This is a genomic window from Aureibaculum algae (genome assembly GCF_006065315.1).
In the GTDB taxonomy this organism is placed as follows: domain Bacteria; phylum Bacteroidota; class Bacteroidia; order Flavobacteriales; family Flavobacteriaceae; genus Aureibaculum; species Aureibaculum algae.
The window spans coordinates 2,932,381-2,951,534 of the sequence record NZ_CP040749.1 but is presented as its reverse complement, the minus strand read 5'-3'; the positions used below and the strand labels follow the sequence as shown (position 1 = coordinate 2,951,534).

The following is a 19,154-nucleotide window of genomic DNA, read 5'->3' as shown; positions in this document are numbered from 1 at the left end:
TTTTTTATTTTCCAGATTGGATGTTAATTTTTTTATTAATTATTGTCGGGGTCCGTACTTTTTATAACAGCTCCGTTTTTAATTGAATTTTCAGTTTCTTCTGTAGTCATTAAAATTATTTCTGGTTGATTTTCACTTCCTTTTGTAGTTTTTTGTTTTATAGCTGTATCAGGTGCTATTTCGTTCTCTCCATTTTTTTTATAATTGTCTAGCATTTCTAAAGTTTGCGTATAATCATCATCCATTTGATCCTCGCCATACTCCTTTAGTAGATTATGTAATTGGAAGTAACTAATCACTCTGCTGTCAATATTCTTGAATAATTCTACTGAAAAATGTTTGTCTAACATACTGTACGTTTCTGTTTTGTATTTTAAATCTAATGTACCAGCTACTAATTGATTCGTAATTTCATTACTTTCGTCAAGTAAAGCTTTAATAGAGCTATCTTCAAATCCTTTCTTTTTAAACTGGGTATTTGGACATGTATTCATGTCTTCGGTATTTTCTTCAGCATTTTTAAAATGAGCTCTTAAAATAGTGGCTATTTTTAATTTGTTTTGAAAGAATTGTTTGTCGACCTTATATGTATTCATATTGTTAAAACGACCAAATTGTTTAGGTATCACATAGGTTATAAAAAAATCTTTATACCCTTTTGGGGTTGCGTTTTTAAGAATGTTCTGATCTATAAGTGATTTTTCAATATCCTTAAACGAATGCTCTCCATGAATTAAAGTTTCATAAAGACAATCAGAGAGATAATTAGTGGTGTCCGTAACTTTGTTATTAACAGGTGTAACAATTGGCTCACTAAGGGAAGGGGTTATGTTTGTAACAACAATATTTGTTTCTAAATTTTCTTGTTTTTCCTTAGTTTTTGTATTGCAGTTATAAAGTAAAATAGAGCTTAAAAGTACTAATGATATTGTTTTAATTCTCATGTTTAAAAGTTCTCGTTTATTCTCAATTATAAGGTTTACGTTTCGTTGGCCCGTTTTATATTAAAGTCGTGCCCAGTACTGAATTATGAATTTCTTGTTATTTTCTCAATTTTACGACCTTTAGCCAACTCATCAACTAACTTGTCTAAGTACCGGACTTGTTGGGTCAATGGATTTTTGATTTCTTCTACGCGATAGCCACAAATAACACCAGTGATTAAATGAGCATTAGGGTTTAAAGTTGCTTTTTCGAAAAATGATTCAAAAGTCATTTTATTTTCAATGAGTTCTTCTATCTTTATAGTATTAAAGCCGGTTAACCATTCAATTATGTAATGTAATTCTTCTTTTGTTCTGCCTTTTTTCTCAACTTTTGAAAGATAATGAGGGTATACAGATCCAAATATCATTTTGGCAATGCGTTCATCATGATGACTTGTGTCTTTCATATACTTAAAATTTGAATGGTATTTATAAAGTGAAGTTTTTGCTTAGTAAAGTTATTTTTATTTTTCATAAATATATAGAAAACATAAATAATATGTTTTGATTAGCTTTTTAACTCCAATCTGCATACAAAAGCACTTCATTTTTATTGTTATCTAAGAAGAGGTGAATACGATCTTCTCCAAAACTAATATAGTTGTAACCTGTTACAGAACCAATAAATTGTTTAGTTTCCTTAGTTTCGTTATTGTTTTCTAATAGTTCTATGAAGTATTCAAAGTCATCATAGTTAATTTTTCCACCAATTTTTTCAAAGATGTCTCTTTCGTGACCGCTATTAGCATCCGAATAGAACCCGCCTTGAATAAATTTTCCAGTTTCTAAGTATTTATCGCGTGTTATCCAATAGTTAAAAAGTCCTTTTGCATAATGATAATAGTCAAAATCGTTAGTGTTTCTTTTTTCAAGACTTTTGTTTAAATCACTGTCATTAACTTCATTCCGTTGCTGTTGTTTTAAAAAGCTTGTTTTATTTTTGCGATATTCTTTATCGGCTTCATTGTACCATTTTTCTACTTTTTTAAACGTTTCTATACCATCAAGTTTGCCATTAAAAACATATTTATTACCGTCACGAACAAATTTTATATAATTATAATCAAAAACACCGGGATCTAAATCATCATCAGGGTCGCCATTTCCCCAAACAGAAACAAAGTGGACCAATCCATCACCAAGGTTGTGTTCGTTCAAATCAATAGTTAATAATGGAAAAAACAGGTACTTGTAATGCTCTTTTGGGTCTGTAAATACGTCTTCTATGGATGGAAATAATTTCATATCTGCTATATAGGTGGTAATTAATACTAATTACGTTTGGTTTATATTTTGTTTTAAAGATAAATAATCTGAAAAAAGTAACACTATTCATATGAAGTATAACAAAAAAAGTTGCCAATTGGCAACTTTTTTTAATAAATATATTATTGATTTTTACTCTTCTTTATTTTCTTCAACTGACTTTTTTGCTTTTTTAATTTTAATAGTCAGTTCTTGTTTGTCTTCGTCTAGATCCATGAAAATAGTATCATTTTCTTTCAATTTAGCGTTGACAATTTCTTCTGCTAGAGCATCTTCAATATACTTCTGAATAGCTCGTTTTAAAGGTCTTGCACCATATTGGCGATCAAAACCTTTGTCAGCGATATAATCTTTCGCTTTTTCGCTTAACATAAGTTTATAACCTAAACCATCAATACGGTCTAATAATTTTGCCAATTCAATATCAATAATGGCATGTATGTCTTCTTTTTCTAAAGCATTAAATACAATAACATCGTCAATACGATTTAAAAATTCAGGAGCAAAACTTTTCTTCAATGCATTTTCAATTACACTTTTCGCATCAGAATCTGCCTGTTCCTTTTTAGAAGCAGTACCAAAACCAACACCTGTACCAAAGTCTTTTAATTGTCTTGCTCCAATATTAGAAGTCATGATTATAATAGTATGTCTAAAATCAATTTTTCTTCCTAAACTATCAGTAATAAAACCGTCATCTAATATTTGTAATAACATGTTAAATACATCTGGATGTGCTTTTTCAATCTCATCCAATAGAACTACAGCATAAGGCTTGCGTCTTATTTTTTCAGTCAATTGACCACCTTCTTCATAACCGACATATCCCGGAGGTGCTCCAATTAATCTAGATATTGCAAATTTCTCCATGTATTCACTCATGTCAATGCGGACTAAAGCATCTGGAGAGTCAAATAACTCCCTTGCCAATACTTTTGCTAGTTGTGTTTTACCAACACCAGTTTGTCCTAAAAATATAAATGAACCGATTGGTTTGTTTGGGTCTTTTAGTCCAACTCTGTTTCTTTGAATGGCTTTTACAACTTTACCTACGGCTTCATCTTGACCAATAACTTTACCTTTTATCATATTAGGTAAGTCTGCAAGTCTTGAACTCTCTGCTTCGGCTATTCTGTTTACAGGAATACCCGTCATCATAGAAACTACTTCAGCAACATTATCTTCAGTTACGGTTTCTTTATTTAATTTTGATTGTTCTTCCCATTCCTTTTGAGCAATTTCTAATTCCTTTTCAATACGTTTTTCATCATCACGTAAACGTGCAGCTTCTTCGTATTTTTGACTTTTTACTACGTTGTTTTTTAGTTCTCTAACATCTTCTAGTTGTGTTTCAAGTTCAAGTACTTGTTTGGGTACAACGATATTGGTAATATGAATTCTAGATCCTGCTTCATCTAATGCATCAATAGCTTTATCTGGCAAAAATCTATCGGTCATATATCTATTAGTCAACTTTACACAAGCCTCAATAGCTTCATCAGTATAGACTACATTATGGTGATTTTCGTATTTATCCTTAATATTATTTAAAATTTGAATGGTTTCATCAACAGAAGTTGGTTCAACCATTACCTTTTGAAAACGACGCTCTAGGGCCCCATCTTTTTCAATATTTTGTCTAAACTCATCTAGGGTAGTGGCTCCAATACATTGAATTTCGCCTCTCGCTAATGCAGGTTTAAACATGTTAGATGCATCTAAAGAGCCAGTAGCTCCACCTGCACCAACAATAGTATGTATTTCGTCAATAAACAAAATAATGTCATCGTTTTTCTCTAATTCATTCATTAGAGCCTTCATCCGTTCTTCAAATTGACCACGGTATTTTGTACCAGCAACCAAGCTCGCTAAATCTAATGAAACAATACGTTTGTTAAAAAGAATACGCGATACTTTACGTTGAATTATACGTAAAGCTAAACCTTCAGCTATGGCAGATTTACCAACACCAGGCTCACCAATAAGAATTGGATTGTTCTTTTTTCTACGACTCAGTATTTGTGAAATACGTTCAATTTCTTTTTTACGACCAACAACAGGGTCTAATTTACCTTCTTCAGCCATCGCAGTAAGGTCACGACCAAAGTTATCTAATACAGGAGTTTTTGACTTTGTATTTGCTTTTGATGGTTTAGCACCAGAGCTCCCAAAAGGATTTTGTTTAGGTTCCTCAAATTCGTCACCCTTATCGCTTTCGGCGGTTGGAGTTTGTATAATGTCTACTTCGTCAGTAAATAATTGTGAAAACAATACTTTTACTTCGTTGTAATCAATATCAAATTTATTTAACAATTTTGTGGTAGGGTCATTCTCGTTACGTAAAACACATAACAATAAATGAGCTGTACTTACCGCATTACTCTTAAACAATTTAGCTTCTAAAAAAGTTGTTTTTAATGCTTTTTCGGCTTGTTTTGTGAGGTGTAAACTCTTTTTATCATTACCTGCCGCATTGTCAGTATTGGCAGGACTCAAGCTCTCGATTTTCTTACGTAGCATCGCTAAGTCAACATCCAATGCATTTAATATATCAATTGCATCACCATTAGCTTTACGTAATAAGCCCAGCATTAAATGTTCCGTACCAATAAAATCATGACCTAGTCGTAATGCCTCTTCTTTGCTATACGCTATTACATCTTTTACTTTAGGTGAAAAATTATCGTCCATTTTATAAAATTTATAGGGTAAAATTACTAGATTTTTTTTAATAATAATTGCAAAAGTTGTACCGAACTTTTAGGTTGTCAGTAAATTTATGAAAAACAGTATGTTTACTGGTGCTAATTGTTAATAAAAAATGATAATAAATACATTTTTATATAACTTAAAAAAAACAGATTTGTTGTATATTGCTCTCTTAAATTTAATACAAAAAATAGATAAGTTTTATGGAAGAAGGCGAAAAATTAATTCCTATTAACATTGAGGATGAAATGAAGTCATCTTACATTGATTATTCAATGTCAGTGATTGTGTCTAGGGCTTTACCAGATGTTCGTGATGGTTTAAAACCAGTACACAGAAGGGTTTTGTTTGGGATGCACGAATTAGGGATTAAAGCAACAGGAGCTCATAAAAAATCTGCCAGAGTAGTGGGTGAAGTATTAGGTAAGTACCATCCACATGGTGATACATCCGTTTATGATGCTATGGTACGTATGGCTCAAGATTGGAGCATGCGTTATCAAATGGTTGACGGTCAGGGTAACTTCGGTTCTGCCGATGGTGATAGTCCGGCTGCCATGCGTTATACGGAGGTTAGAATGCAAAAAATATCAGAAGATATGCTCGCTGATATTGAAAAAGATACCGTAGATCATCGTTTAAATTTTGATGATACTTTACAAGAACCAACGGTATTACCAACGCGTATACCAAGTTTATTGGTAAATGGAGCGTCTGGTATTGCTGTAGGTATGGCCACTAACATGGCTCCACATAACTTAACTGAAGTTATTAATGGTACTGTTGCGTATATAGAAGATAATGATATCGATGTTGATGGTTTAATGCAGCACATCAAAGCACCTGATTTTCCTACAGGAGGAACAATTTATGGTTATGATGGTGTTAAAGATGCCTTTCATACAGGTAGAGGACGTATTGTAATGCGTGCAAAAACAGTATTTGAAGAAGTTAACGGTAGAGAGTGTATTATTGTTACTGAATTGCCATATCAAGTGAATGGTGCCGATTTAATGAAGAAAACGGCTGACTTAGTTAATGATAAGAAAATTGAAGGTATTGCTTCGGTTCGTGATGAAACGAGTAGAAAAGGACGACGTTTAGTATATGTCTTAAAAAGAGATGCAATACCAAATATTGTTTTAAACAAATTATATAAATATACAGCTTTACAAACTTCGTTTAGTGTAAATAATATAGCATTGGTTAATGGTCGACCAGAAATGTTGAATCTTAAAGATTTGATTAGACATTTTGTAAACCATAGACATGATGTTGTAACACGTAGAACGAAGTATGAATTGAAGAAGGCTGAAGCTCGTGCTCATATTTTAGAAGGGTTAATCATTGCTTCTGATAATATTGATGAAGTTATTAAAATTATTAGAGCTTCTAATAATGCAGATGAGGCAAGAAATAACTTAATTGAACGTTTCGAACTCTCTGAAATTCAGGCTAAAGCAATTGTTGAAATGAGATTGCGTCAGCTTACTGGTTTAGAGCAAGATAAGTTAAGGGGTGAGTATGAGGATATTATGAAGTTAATTGTAGACTTAAAAGATATTTTAGCTAGTGAGTCTAGAAGAATGACCATTATTAAAGATGAATTAATTGAAATTAGAGATAAATATGGTGATGAGCGTCGTTCAGTTATTGAATATGCTGGTGGCGATGTAAGTATTGAAGATATGATTCCTGATTCTCAGGTTGTTGTAACTATTTCTAATGCGGGTTATGTAAAACGTACAAATTTAGAAGAGTATAAAGTTCAAAATAGAGGTGGACGTGGGCAAAAAGGAGTTGCGACTAGAAATGAAGATTTCTTAGAGCATTTGTTTGTCGCTACAAATCATCAATATATGATGTTCTTTACACAAAAAGGTAAAGTATTCTGGATGCGAGTCTATGAAATACCTGAAGGTAGTAAAACCTCTAAAGGTAGAGCTATTCAAAACTTAGTAAATATTGATCCAGATGATAATGTAAGTGCATTTATTTGTACACAAGATCTTAAAGATGAAGAGTACGTAAATAGCAACTATATTATAATGGTTACTAAAAATGGACAAACTAAGAAAACTTCTTTAGAGCAATATTCAAGACCTAGATCTAATGGTATTAATGCTATTACTATAAAAGAAGGTGATGAATTGTTAGAGGCTAAATTAACTGATGGTAATAGTCAGATAATGATTGCCATAAAATCTGGTAAAGCTATTCGTTTCGAAGAAAGTAAGTCTAGACCGATGGGGAGAAATGCTTCTGGAGTTAGAGGTATTCGTTTAAAAGATGATCAAGATGAGGTAATTGGAATGATTTCATTGAATGACATGGAAAGCGATGTACTTGTAGTTTCTGAAAAAGGATATGGTAAACGTTCAAGTTTAGATGATTATAGAATCACTAATAGAGGTGGTAAAGGTGTGAAAACGATTAACGTTACTGAAAAAACGGGTAAATTAGTGGCTATTAAAAACGTAACTGATGAGGATGATCTTATGATTATCAATAAATCAGGAATTACGATTAGAATGGCGGTTGCTGATTTACGTGTAATGGGTAGAGCAACACAAGGAGTTAAGTTGATTAATATCAAAGGTGATGATTCTATTGCAGCTGTAGCTAAAGTGGTTCGTGAGGAAGAGGATGAGGATGATGATCAAGAACTTGGCACGGATATTGAAAATAACCAAACCGATCAAGTAAGTGATCAGGAAGAATAACAAACAAAAATGAACACTAAATTTTAAACAAAAATGAAAAAAGTAGTATTATCGATGTTGGCACTATCTATGAGTATGTCAATTTTCGCACAAAAAGACGAATTAAAAGCTGCCGATAAAGCACTGAAAGGTGAAGATTTAGCTAAAGCTAAGGCTTCTATAGATCAAGCAGAAGGGTTAATTGCTAATGCTGATGCTAAATTAAAAGCGAAGTTTTATTTTTTAAAAGCGAAAGCTTATTATGAAATAGGTAAGAAGCAGCCTGCTTTGGCCGCGGACGCTTATGATGTAGCAGCGAAGAGTTTTACAGAATTAATTGATTTTGAAAAAAAATCTGGAAAAGCAAAATACACTGCAGAAGCTCAACCGCTATTAAATAGTTTAGTTGGAGATGTCTCTAATAAAGGTATTAAAGAATATCAAGATAAGGATTATACTAAAGCTAAAAAAACACTTTTGCAAACTTATAATTTAAGTAAAAAAGATACAGTTTTCTTAGAGTATGCAGCAACTGCAGCGTATTTAGATAAAGATTTTGATACTTCTCTTGAGCATTTTAACGCTTTAAAAGAATTAGGATATACTGGAATTGCAACAACGTATTCTGCGATTAATGTTAAGACTAATGAATCTGAAAATTTTGGTTCTAAAACGGAAATGGATCTAAGAGTTAAAACGGGAGAATATAAAGATCCCAAATCAGAGACTTCAGAATCAAAAAGAGCAGACATAATCAAAAATATAGCATTGATTTTGGTTGAAAAAGGAGAAACTGAAAATGCTATTGCAGCAGTAAAAGAAGCAAGGAAAGCAAACCCAGATGATTCTGATTTAATTTTTACAGAAGCTAACATTCAATTAGAATTAGGTAATAAGGATGAGTTTGCAGCTTTAATGAAAGAAGCTATTAAAAAAGATCCTAATAACCCAAGCTTACACTTTAACGTTGGAGTAATTAACCAAGAACAAGGTCGTTTAGAAGAAGCTAAAGCTAATTATGAAAAAGCTATTGAGTTAGATCCTAATTATGGTGATGCTTATTTGAATATGGGTGCATTAGTTTTAGAAAAAGATAAAGAGTTGGTTGAAGAAATGAATAAAAACTTAAGCAACTTTAAAAAATATGATGAGATTAAAGCTAAGCAATTAGATTTGTATAAAGTAGCTTTACCATATTTTGAAAAGGCTCGTGAAGTTAAAAAAGACAACATGGATGTTGTTAGAACATTAATGAGTATGTATGAGAATCTTGAAATGGATGACAAATACAAAGAAATGAAAGCCCTATGGGATGCTTCTAAATAATTAGTTAATTATTAAAACAAAAAAAATGCCTTCTATAATTAGAGGGCATTTTTTTTGTTTGATATTTAAGACTAAGGCTTTTGATATTGCGTTTCCTTTGTATGTAATTGGAATGGGGTTTTATTCTTTTAAAATATTTTCTTAATAACTCTTAACTTATGAGTATGTTTTTTAAGATCACTATTGTAAATACCACTATGGTCAAGTTGGTCAATTCTAACTTTTCCACTGCAATGGATGATATGATGGTTGGCTAAGATAATACCAACATGAATTATTTCACCTTCACTATCATCAAAAAAAGCTAAGTCTCCTGGTTCTGACTCTTCAATAAAACTTAATACTTCACCTTGTGTTGCTTGCTCAGATGCTTTTCTTAATAGTGAATATCCATTTAATCTATATACCATTTGGGTAAAACCTGAGCTATCAATACCAAATGATGTTCTTCCACCCCATAAAAAAGGTGTATTTATATATAAGAACGCGGAATTTATAATAGATGCTTTAGATCGTTTTTGAGATGTAACATTACCTTCAAAAATAAATGCTTCATCCAATAAGTTAAAAGATTGTTCGGCATAAAATGGCAATCTGGATCCTAAAAGAACGGATGACAACCTATGTTTTTCATCTTCAATAAAATCAACTAATTCATTTGTAACAATAGTCTCCGAATTGTTTAAATCATCATAGTAGTCTTCAGAAATTTCCGTGTGTTGAATGCTTTCAATCCAACCTTCACAATGATCAAATTCTAAGCGAATTTTAACCCATTCCTTATTTTCTTGTAAGACTTTATAATGATCTCCAAAAAGGATTTGAGAAATCATTTCACTGGTATGATCAGCAATCATACGCAAGGGAATAGTACTTAAGTTACAAATACCGTACTTCATTAAGAAATGCTTAGTTGTTTTCAATTACGATAGCACTAGCACCACCGCCACCATTACAGATAGCCGCTGCTCCTAACTTACCGTTATTTTGTTTTAGTACATTTATGAGTGTAACTATAATTCTAGCACCGGAACAGCCTAATGGATGCCCTAAAGATACAGCACCTCCATTTACATTAACCTTTTCAGGATCTAAACCTAGAATTTTTGTGTTGGCTAAGCCAACTACAGAAAATGCTTCATTAAATTCAAAATAATCAATAGCGTCTAAAATAACATTTGCTTTTGAAATTGCTTTTGGTAGAGCCTTCGCTGGAGCAATAGTAAACCATTCAGGTTCTACAGAAGCATCTGCATATCCTTTTAGGGTTGCCAGTGGAGTTAAATTTAACTCAGCTGCTTTTTTCTTACTCATTAATACAAGAGCAGCGGCACCATCATTTAATGTAGAAGCATTTGCTGCTGTAACTGTACCATCTTTATTAAAAACAGGTCTTAGATTAGGGATTTTATCCATCATCACATTCTTATACTCTTCATCTTCTGTAATGATAATGGGGTCGCCTTTACGCTGAGGTACTTCAACAGGAATAACCTCATTATTAAACTTACCTTCTTGCCATGCTTTTGCAGATCTTTTATAAGAAGTTATTGCAAAGTTATCTTGATCTTCTCTAGAGAATTTGTACTCGATAGCACATAAATCACCACAGGTTCCCATATGTTTGCCATCATATACATTCGTGAGTCCATCCTTTAATAGTCCATCCTCCATGTTTATAGGTCCCATTTTTTTTCCAACTCTTCCATTAAGATAGTGAGGTACCATTGACATGTTTTCCATGCCACCTGCAACTACTATTTCTGCATCACCTAGTTGAATAGCTTGAGCAGCCTGCATAATGGCTTTCATACCTGATGCACATACCTTATTTACTGTTGTACAAGGCACTGTATCTGGTATTCCAGCATATAAAGCGGCTTGTTTTGCTGGAGCTTGTCCTAAGTTAGCCTGTAAAACAGAGCCCATAAGAACTTCATCAACCAAATTGGGTTCCAAATTTATTTTTTCAAGAGCTCCCTTTATAGCAGTGGCACCTAATTTTGTAGCTGGTATGCTTGATAGGCTACCTAAAAAACTCCCAATTGGAGTTCTAACTGCGGAAACGATTACAACTTCTTGCATATTTTTAAATTGGTTTTAATTTTCAATTGAACCACTTTATTTATAAAAAAAAGCATAAAATATTTTATACTAAATTCACCAATAATGGTTTGATTCTGCGAATTTAGTTATTTTTACAGTTATTATTAAATAATTGCGGTACTTTGTACAATTGTTAACAGTACGCACTAAGCTATATGTTAGTATAAGAAAGACTAATGAAAAAAATCAACTTCAAAAATTTTTTAAATACCCTATATCAAAATCACGCATTAGCATATAAAATAGTTCTATTTATTGTTACTGCTTTTGCTATTGTTTACATGTTTCCAAAGGGAGGACATTTTAAATATGAATTCCATAATGGTAAACCTTGGCAGTACGAAAATTTATATGCTCCTTTTGATTTTGCGATTCAGAAATCAGAACAAAAAATTGATGATGAAAAGAAAAATATCACTTTAAATAAAAAGCAGTATTTTACTTCAAAAGAGGGAGTTATAGAAAAGGTAAAATCAGAAATAGAAAATGATCTTACCGACAAGTCACAAGACTCGATTCTGAATAATTATAATATTCCTAGAATTGTTAAGTATTCAAATAACCTAATTTCTGCAATTTATAAATACGGGTATATTAACGAAAGTGATGTTAATAGAGTAGAGGATAAACAGCTTATCGCTCTAAGAAAAGGAAATACAATTTCTGATTTAGTATTTGACCGTTTTTTAACTTCAAGTGAAGTAAATAAATATTTAGAAAATAATATAAATGATTCTAGATATAAATCATTATCCAATTTTTTAATACCTCTTTTGAAACAGGCCTTAGAACCTAATATTTTCTTTGATGAAGAGTTGACTGATAAAATATTACAAGATGAATTGAATAAAATCTCCTATACCGAAGGCTTAGTTACAGAAAATGAAAGAATTATATCTAAGGGCGACGTTGTTGAAGGTGAAAAATTGCGAATTTTAAATTCGTTACAAAAAGAATACTTATCTCAAGTTTGGAATCAATCCAATTATAATTGGATTGTTTTTGGTTATGTATTGTTAGTGGCCCTTAACTTATTAATGCTATTGCTATTTTTACAAAAGTATAGACCATTTATTTATGAGAATAATACAAAAGTAACTTTTATATTTTTCAATATTTTTCTAATGGTATTGTTGGTAACATTAGTAGTGAAGTATAAAGTAGATTACTTGTATGTAATCCCCTTACCAATTTTACCTATTATAATCAAAGCCTTTTTTGATGCACGTTTGGGCTTTTTTACACATGTTTTAACTGTTTTGTTACTTGGATTTATTGTACCGAACAGCTTCGAATTTATCTTTTTACAGATTATTGCTGGTATTATTACCATATTAACCGTTTCTGAACTGCATAGAAGAGCTAATTTATTTATTTCAATAAGTCAAATTACCTTAGTGTATATGATTGCTTATTTCGCCTTTTCAATAATCCAAGAGGGGAATATGGAAAAAATAAATTGGCAGTATTTTATTATGTTTGCATTGAATGGTGTCTTATCCTTTTTGTCTTTATTTCTTATTTTAATTTATGAAAAAACATTCGGATTGGTTTCTGATGTTTCGTTATTGGAAATGTCTAATACTAATTCTAAATTATTAAGAGAACTGGCAGAGAAAGCACCCGGTACTTTTCAACACTCCATGCAAGTTGCTAATTTAGCAGAAGCATCGGCGAATGAAATTGGTGCCAATGCCATGTTGGTTCGAACTGGAGCTCTGTATCATGATATTGGTAAGATGTTGAATCCTAAATATTTTACAGAGAATCAGACCACAACGGTTAACCCTCACAATGAACTAAGTCCAAAAGATAGTGCTGAAATAATTATTAATCATGTAATTGATGGAATAGAATTAGCTAAAAAACACCGGTTGCCTGATAGGATTATAGATTTTATTAGAACGCATCATGGTACTTCATTGGTGTATTATTTTTATAAGCAACAAGAAAATGAAAATCCACAGGATTTAAATGTAGAAGATTTCTCTTATGGTGGACCAATTCCTTTTTCAAAAGAAACTGCAATTTTAATGATGTGTGACGCCGCTGAAGCTGCTTCTAAAAGTTTAAAAGAGCCAACGGCTCAATTAATTGATGATTTAATTGAAAAAATCGTTGCGAGTCAAATGGCAAATGGACAATTTATGAATGCTGATATTACCTTTAAAGAAATACAAATTATAAAAAAGGTAATCAAAAAGAAATTAAATAATATTTATCATTTACGTATAGAATATCCAGAATAAAGGAAAAGTTACACCTTTTTTCACCTACCTTTTAAGGCTCATTATGCCATTATAGTGTTGCAATTATAATTGTTAAAATTAGCAAATCCGTTAATCTTTTTTTTATTTGAGTCAAGCTCTGATTTTATTAATATGCAATTTTGTATTGTAATTAAATCAGAGTATATTTAATACAACTTTAAATTATTAACCTTAAAAACACAAACAATGAGTAACACATCAAATACATTATTAGGATTATTGACAGGAGCAATTGCAGGTGCCGCTATTGGTATACTTTATGCTCCAGATAAGGGAGTGAACACCAGAAAAAAGATTGCAGATGGAGCTGTAGATGCTAAAGACACGTTTGTTGAAAAAGCAACAGAAATAAAAGATACAGTAGTGCATGCCGCTAAGGACAAAAAAGCAACATTAGAGGATCAAATGGAATCTATAGTTTCCGATGTAAGTTACAAAACAGATGATGTAATAAGTACATTAGAAAAAAAATTAGCAGAGCTAAAAAAACAAAATAAAAAATATCAAAAAGCATAATGAATATTTTTGAATCTATAAATGAATCCACTACCAATGCCGTAAAGTCAGGGGAGAATTATGTAAAAAAGACAGAGGAGTATTTAAAGCTAAAAATATTTCAACAACTGTCTTTTTCCTTAAGTATGTTGGTTAAAATTGCTTTAGTAGGAGGATTCATCTTTTTAGGACTGATTTTTTTGTCCATTGCAGGTGCAATAGCTTTAGGGAAAGTTTTAGGTAACATTCCATTAGGAATATTAATAGTAGGGATACTACTTTTACTATTTGCATTTATAGCTTTCTTACTAAGAAAAAAAATAGATAAAACTATAATTAGTAAATATTCAAAATCATTTTTTGATTAATATAAAAGTATGAGAACATTTAATTCCTTTGACGAAATAGACTTTGAACTTAAACGATTGAATCTTGAGCGGAAAATTGCATGGGAAGAGATTAAACAATCTGGAAATAATGTTCAAGATAGTCTAACACCCAATAATTGGATTATGCCAATTTATAATGGGTTTAAGAAATTTGGAATTTACTTTTTATTAAAAAAGTTATTTAAAAGATAAATTAAACAAATTAGTTTGGTTGGTTAATTTAGGCTGTTTAGATTTTTTTAAATCTAAACAGCCTTTTTGTTTTATACCTCTTAGACTGCATTTTAAATTTACCAGGACTTATATCATATTTTAAATATTTTAGAAAAATAGATTCTACTACTAAACACAATGGTATATACTACTTTTGAAATTAGAGCACTATTTTTAATTAATTCACATGCCGCCTATAACCGAATCATTACTTTTTGATTTTCCCCCAAAAGCTTCATTAGATTGAAATACTTCAGGATGTGTATTTTGAGGAGCTATATAGATATCTTTTGTACAGATATTCTTTAGTGATGCTTAAATAATATTGATTCGGTTAATATTTTTTGTAAAACAGCACTTCTTTTATCTCTTAAGTCAGTATTCTAAGGGTGTAAACAAAAAAAAATAAAATAATGAGAAAACAATTTTTAGAAGCATGGTCCAAAATGATAACGAAGTTAGTGTCTTGGTTAGACGGTCTAATTATTAATTTACCAAATATTGTAATTGCGTTAATTGTTTTTATAAGTGTTCTATTTATATCTAAGTATGTAAATAAAATAACACTAAGAATACTTGACAAAGGGAAGTTACAAAAAAGTATGAAAAACGTCATTGCCAAATTAATGGCTATGATTACAGTTTTAGTTGGACTCATATTAATCTTAGGGATTTTAGACTTGAGTAAAACACTAAATACAATACTGGCTGGTGCTGGGGTTGCTGGTTTGGCTGTTGGCTTGGCTTTACAAGGAGCTTTGGCAAATACATACTCTGGTATTATACTTTCATATATCAAATTTGTAAAACTTGGAGATTGGATAAAGAGTAATGATTATGAAGGTGAAATTGTAAATATAGACTTAAGAGCTGTTACGCTTAAGCAAGTTGATAATAATTTGGTTTATATCCCCAATAAACAAGTGGTAGAAAACCCCATAAAAAACTACTCAAGAACAAGTCAATCAAGAGTTATATTGAATTGTGGAGTAGGTTATGAGTCCGATTTAGATTTTGTAAAGCAACTTGCGGTAAAAACTATAACAAACCATTTTGATTCTGTAGAAAGTGAAAGTGAAGTCATTTTTTTATATAAGGAATTTGGGGATAGTTCCATAAATTTTGAATTAAGATATTGGATTAATTCCACATCCGGTTTAGAAGTTGCCAAATCAAAAACAGAAGCTATTATTCAATTGAAAAATGCATTTGATAAAAATAATATTAATATTCCTTTCCCTATTAGAACTTTAAATATTCCCGATATGAAACTAGGGGATACAATGTTAACCCTAGCTAAATAAATATATTTTTTAGCGATAGCGTTACAATTTTTAGCTTATGAGCAAAGTAATACTAACAATGGAACTTATATTTAATTAAAATTAAAAAGGAAATAATTAAAACTTTTAAACCCTATTTATATGAATAACGATAAGATAAAAAAGAAGGAATTTCAAAATTTAAAAAAGAAGAATAACAAAAATGAAAACTTTTTAACTAAGAGTATGAAAATTATAGCCATAACAATGGTTTTCTTAATGTTTATTTCTTGTGGAACTGCGAAAAAATTTCCTTTATCTGATCTAGTGCCTGCGGCTGAAATTACAGTGAGTAAGAAACAAGACAATAATAACAATTTTATAATAGAAGTTATAGCAAAAAATCTAGCAAGTGCGAACAGACTTGATCCTCCAAAAAACAATTATGTAGTGTGGATTGTTACAGAGGATAACGGAATTAAAAATGTAGGTCAATTATCTAATAAAAATGCTAAAAAGGTGGAGCTAGAAACGACGACGCCATTTAATGTTAAAGAAATATTTATCACAGCCGAAGACGAGGGTAATATTACATACCCATCTGGAATTGAAATAACCAGAACAAAGCTTAAATAAAATACACTCAAAAATCAATTATATATTAATCCTTAAAACTAAAAAATATGTTACGTTGGACAGTCACTTTTATAATTCTTGCAATAGTTGCCGCAATCTTTGGGTTTGGCGGTATTGCAGAGGGAGCCGCAAGCATTGCAAAAATTTTATTTTTCATTTTCATTGTACTTTTTATTATTTCCTTGTTTACAGGGAGAAAAAAGATATAACAATGGTAAATGACAAATTGAATTTATAAAAACGAAAGTAGTGCTGAAAGCATTAAAAAGAAATGTAGATGGTATGTTGTAGAACATCATAAAATAATTTACAACTCACATAAAATTAAAAATTATGACAAAATATAGAGAAATTGTAGGAGACAAATTAAATGCTATTCTTGAAAAGAGTATTGATGCAGAAAATGGATATACGAAGGCAGCTAGTAATGCAAAAAATGAAGCATTAAAAAACTTTTTTAAAAATAAAGCTCAAGAACGTAAATACTTTAAAAGTGAATTGAAATCAGAAGTTGCTTCGTTTGGACAACAATTCGAAACGAGTGGCTCAATTACTGGAGCAGCTCATAGAACGTGGATGGATGTAAAAGCATTATTCTCATCAGAAAATGATGAGTCTATGCTCGAGGAAGCTATTAGAGGTGAAAAAGCATCAGTTCAAGAATATAATGATGTATTAAAAGAAACAAGTTTACCAGTAAGAACACAGAATGTTCTATTGAAACAAAAATCACAAATTGAAAAAACACTATCGACAATTAAAACATTGGAAGATTTAAAATAAGCAGGATCGAGATTATTTTAATTTAGAAATCAAATAGCACTTTTTATCATCAGAGATACTATCTCTTGAGAATAAGAAATGTAATTCCCTGAGAATCTTCAATAACAATTGAAGATTCTCTTTTACTATAAAATCAAAACATCATGGAAAAAAATGAACGAGATTACATAAAAATTTATCAAAACAAAGGCTATATCAATGAATATAGAATGATTAATGGAAATTTAACAGATTTAAAAACAAAGAAAGAATATAGTCCGAAGGATATCTATATTGTTGCGGAACATCGGTTTGAGGGTATGAGTAATCCTTCAGATTTATCAATTTTATATATTTTTGAAACCAACGATTTTAATGAAGGAAATGTATTAGCTGGCTATGGACCTTCAAATGAAAGTGCATTATCCCAGTTTTTTGCTAAAATACCTAAAGAACAATTTTCTAATGAGAAAAATGTTGATTATTGTGAAAATGAAAAGTAATCAGTATTTTATTGTACCTTTAAATTAAGTTATAATTGATTTTCTATGCTTACTATTTTTTTTATTATTTATATTATTTCTGCATTTATTGCGGCAGGTAGTATAATTTTATATGGCTGTAATCCTTCTAGGTCATTGGGGTGGCTATTAGTAATCATATTTGTTCCATATGCGGGGGTTATTTTTTATGTTTTATTTGGTGTTAACCGAAGAGAATTTAAAATTTACACGTTAAAGCATACCTTAAAAAGGAGATTATTTGACCAAAATTATCTCAAGCATAGTGCTTCAGGAAAGAAGTTTTCTTTTAAATCTACTAAGGAAAAGAAACTAGAGTCCTTACTGAGAAATAGTTCTAATTATCCCGCAATTCCAGGGAATAAGGTCACTGTTTTAAGTAATGGAGCAATGGCTTATAAATCTATTTTTGAGAAATTAGAAAAAGCTAAAAACTTTATTCATATTGAATTTTACATTTTTGAAGATGGAGATATTCTTGAACGTTTATACCAAATATTTAAAACCAAAATAGCAGAAGGCGTTAAAATTAGAATGATTTATGATGCCATAGGAAGTTTTGATTTAAAAAGGAAATCTATAAAAAGATTCAAAGCGTTGGGAGTGGCTGTTTATCCCGTTTTACCTATTAAATTTGGAACAATCATATTTACGATTAATTTTAGAAATCATCGAAAAATTATAGTTATTGATGGTGATGTTGGTTTTACTGGTGGTGTTAATATTAGTGATAAATATGTTAGGTCGCAATCAGAATTAGGAATTTGGGATGATGAACATTTGTGTATTGAAGGTCCAGCTGTTGAAAGTCTTCATAATATTTTTATTAAAGATTTTTATTTCGCTTCAAACGAAGAATCTATTTTAGATGAAAAATTTCATGATATAATAAGTGAAAAAGGTGATTCAACGGTACAAATAGTTTCAAGTGGACCAGATTCAAAACATCCCACTATAATGTATCAATATTTGGGTTTAATTAATTTGGCTGAAAAGTCTATATACATTGCAAATCCTTATTTTATGCCTAGTAGACCGTTATTAGAGGGACTTAAAATGGCGGCCCTAGAAGGCATTAATGTAAAAATATTAGTACCAGCAAAGTCGGACTCTAAATTGGCTCATTACAGCATGAAATCTTATTTTCGTGAATTGTTGGAAGTAGGAATTGAAATTTATAGAAGTAGTAATTTTTTACATAGTAAAATTATTATCACGGATATTGAAATAGTATCTGTAGGGTCAGGTAATTTTGATCATAGAAGCTTTGAACAAAATTTTGAAGCCAATGCACTAATTTATGATAAAAATGTAGCAAAAGAAATTACGGATAATTTTTTAAAAGATTGTGAAAAAAGTAATCGCTTAACATTAGAAGTACATAAATCTCGACCATTTTATAGTAAGGTAATAGAAGGCTTCGCTAGGCTGTTCAGTCCATTGTTATAAGTGAATTTTTTTTTTCGTATTCACCTATTTAATAAAAAAATAAATATACCAATGACCAATAA

General features: G+C 30.8%; 18 protein-coding genes. 12 read left to right on the top strand and 6 right to left on the bottom strand.

What is annotated here, in order from left to right:
* Positions 1–35: 35 nt before the first annotated feature.
* The 4 genes from FF125_RS12345 to FF125_RS12330 all read right to left on the bottom strand — a co-directional run bounded on the left by FF125_RS12345 (position 36) and on the right by FF125_RS12330 (position 4,943).
* Positions 36–944, bottom strand: a complete 909-nt coding sequence (locus tag FF125_RS12345; RefSeq protein ID WP_138950053.1) for a hypothetical protein — start codon at positions 942–944, stop codon at positions 36–38.
* Positions 945–1,027: 83 nt separating this feature from the next.
* Complete coding sequence (locus FF125_RS12340; protein WP_138950052.1) at positions 1,028–1,393, bottom strand: DUF2200 domain-containing protein; 366 nt, start codon at positions 1,391–1,393, stop codon at positions 1,028–1,030.
* Between the two features lie 109 nt (positions 1,394–1,502).
* Positions 1,503–2,231, bottom strand: a complete 729-nt coding sequence (locus FF125_RS12335; RefSeq protein ID WP_138950051.1) for a hypothetical protein — start codon at positions 2,229–2,231, stop codon at positions 1,503–1,505.
* A 153-nt stretch (positions 2,232–2,384) separates the two neighbouring features.
* A complete protein-coding gene (locus tag FF125_RS12330; protein ID WP_138950050.1) occupies positions 2,385–4,943 on the bottom strand; it encodes an ATP-dependent Clp protease ATP-binding subunit in 2,559 nt (852 codons plus the stop codon).
* A gap of 221 nt (positions 4,944–5,164) precedes the next feature.
* On the opposite strand from FF125_RS12330, the gene gyrA reads away from it, so the two are divergent.
* Together gyrA and FF125_RS12320 are read left to right on the top strand one after the other, a co-directional pair.
* A complete protein-coding gene (gyrA, locus tag FF125_RS12325; protein ID WP_138950049.1) occupies positions 5,165–7,684 on the top strand; it encodes a DNA gyrase subunit A in 2,520 nt (839 codons plus the stop codon).
* A 33-nt stretch (positions 7,685–7,717) separates the two neighbouring features.
* Positions 7,718–8,989, top strand: coding sequence for a tetratricopeptide repeat protein (locus FF125_RS12320; protein ID WP_138950048.1), 1,272 nt, complete (start codon positions 7,718–7,720; stop codon positions 8,987–8,989).
* A 128-nt stretch (positions 8,990–9,117) separates the two neighbouring features.
* On the opposite strand, the gene FF125_RS12315 is transcribed toward FF125_RS12320, so the two are convergent.
* Both FF125_RS12315 and FF125_RS12310 read right to left on the bottom strand, forming a co-directional pair.
* A complete protein-coding gene (locus FF125_RS12315; protein WP_138950047.1) occupies positions 9,118–9,888 on the bottom strand; it encodes a C40 family peptidase in 771 nt (256 codons plus the stop codon).
* Positions 9,889–9,898: 10 nt separating this feature from the next.
* The gene (locus FF125_RS12310) at positions 9,899–11,074 is read right to left on the bottom strand and encodes an acetyl-CoA C-acyltransferase (protein ID WP_138950046.1); all 1,176 of its coding nucleotides are present in this window, start codon (positions 11,072–11,074) and stop codon (positions 9,899–9,901) included.
* A 197-nt stretch (positions 11,075–11,271) separates the two neighbouring features.
* Here FF125_RS12310 and FF125_RS12305 point away from each other — a divergent pair, with 197 nt between their 5' ends.
* From FF125_RS12305 to cls, 10 genes are all read left to right on the top strand, one after another.
* A complete protein-coding gene (locus tag FF125_RS12305) occupies positions 11,272–13,344 on the top strand; it encodes an HD family phosphohydrolase (RefSeq protein WP_138950045.1) in 2,073 nt (690 codons plus the stop codon).
* Between the two features lie 207 nt (positions 13,345–13,551).
* Complete coding sequence (locus tag FF125_RS12300) at positions 13,552–13,881, top strand: YtxH domain-containing protein (protein WP_138950044.1); 330 nt, start codon at positions 13,552–13,554, stop codon at positions 13,879–13,881.
* Positions 13,881–14,228, top strand: a complete 348-nt coding sequence (locus FF125_RS12295; protein ID WP_138950043.1) for a hypothetical protein — start codon at positions 13,881–13,883, stop codon at positions 14,226–14,228. The genes FF125_RS12300 and FF125_RS12295 overlap by 1 nt, the downstream gene beginning before the upstream one ends.
* A gap of 9 nt (positions 14,229–14,237) precedes the next feature.
* The gene (locus FF125_RS12290; protein ID WP_138950042.1) at positions 14,238–14,441 is read left to right on the top strand and encodes a hypothetical protein; all 204 of its coding nucleotides are present in this window, start codon (positions 14,238–14,240) and stop codon (positions 14,439–14,441) included.
* Positions 14,442–14,875: 434 nt separating this feature from the next.
* Positions 14,876–15,766 (top strand): mechanosensitive ion channel family protein, encoded by an 891-nt coding sequence (locus tag FF125_RS12285; RefSeq protein WP_138950041.1) that lies wholly within the window; start codon positions 14,876–14,878, stop codon positions 15,764–15,766.
* Positions 15,767–15,886: 120 nt separating this feature from the next.
* Positions 15,887–16,360: a hypothetical protein gene (locus FF125_RS12280; protein WP_138950040.1), complete on the top strand. Its 474-nt coding sequence runs from the start codon at positions 15,887–15,889 to the stop codon at positions 16,358–16,360.
* Between the two features lie 47 nt (positions 16,361–16,407).
* Positions 16,408–16,569 carry a DUF1328 domain-containing protein gene (locus FF125_RS12275; protein ID WP_138950039.1) on the top strand — a complete coding sequence of 54 codons (162 nt, stop codon included), beginning with the start codon at positions 16,408–16,410 and terminating at the stop codon, positions 16,567–16,569.
* A 124-nt stretch (positions 16,570–16,693) separates the two neighbouring features.
* Complete coding sequence (locus FF125_RS12270; protein ID WP_138950038.1) at positions 16,694–17,143, top strand: ferritin-like domain-containing protein; 450 nt, start codon at positions 16,694–16,696, stop codon at positions 17,141–17,143.
* Between the two features lie 143 nt (positions 17,144–17,286).
* Positions 17,287–17,625, top strand: coding sequence for a hypothetical protein (locus FF125_RS12265; protein ID WP_138950037.1), 339 nt, complete (start codon positions 17,287–17,289; stop codon positions 17,623–17,625).
* A 45-nt stretch (positions 17,626–17,670) separates the two neighbouring features.
* A complete protein-coding gene (gene cls, locus FF125_RS12260) occupies positions 17,671–19,092 on the top strand; it encodes a cardiolipin synthase (RefSeq protein WP_138950036.1) in 1,422 nt (473 codons plus the stop codon).
* The last annotated feature ends 62 nt before the right edge of the window (positions 19,093–19,154 follow it).